This is a genomic window from Streptomyces sp. NPDC101165 (assembly GCF_044768135.1).
In the GTDB taxonomy this organism is placed as follows: domain Bacteria; phylum Actinomycetota; class Actinomycetes; order Streptomycetales; family Streptomycetaceae; genus Streptomyces.
Genome location: NZ_JBIWPG010000063.1, coordinates 1 through 1,270, shown reverse-complemented (window position 1 = coordinate 1,270; position 1,270 = coordinate 1). Strand labels below are relative to the sequence as shown.

Sequence of the window (1,270 nt, the reverse complement as noted above, 5' to 3'; positions counted from 1 at the left end):
AAGGGGTCTGCTGCAGGTTCGGGTGACAGGTTCGGTCACGCGGCCTGGAGGGCCGGTGTGGTCATGACGGTCTCGAATTCGACGGGGGTCAGCCGGCCGAGCGAGGCTTGTCGGCGGCGTCGGTGATAGGTCCGCTCGATCCAGGACACGATCGCGATCCGCAGTTCCTCACGGGTGGCCCAGCACCGGCGGTCGAGGACGTTCTTCTGCAGCAGACTGAAGAAGGACTCCATGGCCGCGTTGTCGCCGGCTGCCCCGACCCTCCCTGTCGAACCGACCATGCGGTGCCGGTCGAGGGCCCGGACGAACTTCCGGGACCGGAACTGCGAGCCGCGATCGCTGTGCAGGATGCACCCGTCGACGTGTTCACGTCGGGCCACGGCGTTGTCCAGGGCGGTCACGGCCAGGCGGGACTTCATCCGCGCGTCGATGGAGTAGCCCACGATCCTGTTGCTGAACACATCCTTGATCGCGCAGAGGTACAGCTTGCCTTCGCCGGTGGCGTGTTCGGTGATGTCGGCGAGCCACAGCCGGTTCGGGCCGGTCGCGGTGAAGTTGCGGCTCACGAGATCGTCGTGCACCGGCGGGCCGGCCTTCTTGCCTCTGCCGCGCTTCTTGCCGAACACGCTCCACCAGCGGTTGTCCCGGCAGATCCGCCACGCGGTCCGGTCCGCCATACGAGCCCCGGCACCACGCGCTTCATCGGCCAGGAAGCGGTAGCCGAACTCCGGGTCGTCACGGTGAGCGTCGAACAGCGCGTTCGCGCGATACGACTCCTCCAGCACGGCGTCGGCCACCGGCTTGTCGAGCCAGCGGTAGTAGGGCTGTCTGGCGAGCTTCAGCACCCGGCACGTGACCGTGACGGGCACCCCGTCCACGGCCAGCTCCTTCACGAGCGGGTAGATCCTTTTCCCGGCAGATGCGCCTGCGACAGATAGGCCGCGGCCCGACGCAGGACCTCGTTCTCCTGCTCCAGCAGCTTGATCCGCCGACGCGCTTCCCGAAGTTCCGCGCTCTCCTGGCTGGTCACCCCGGACTTGGACCCGTCATCGATGTCCGCCCGGCGCATCCACTTCCACAATGTCATCGGGTGAACCCCGAAATCGGTGGCCACCTGCTCGACCGTGACACCCGGGCCGCGGTTCCTCGCGACCCGCACGACGTCCTGGCGGAACTCTTGCGGATAAGGCTTGGGCACAGCGACATCCTTCCCACCCGCCCCACAGGGCAAGCCAGTTCAGATGTCACCCGATCGTGCAGCAGACCCAAG

Annotated in this window: 1 protein-coding gene; it reads right to left on the bottom strand. The window is 67.2% G+C overall.

The features are described 5' to 3' along the window. Positions 1 to 35: 35 nt before the first annotated feature. Positions 36 to 1,198, bottom strand: a protein-coding gene (locus tag ACIRVH_RS46480) for an IS3 family transposase (RefSeq protein WP_403967193.1) whose coding sequence is annotated in 2 segments (ribosomal slippage) — positions 36 to 911 and positions 914 to 1,198 — 1,161 coding nt in all. Because the reading frame shifts where the segments join, the coding sequence is not laid out codon by codon here. Positions 1,199 to 1,270 lie beyond the last annotated feature (72 nt).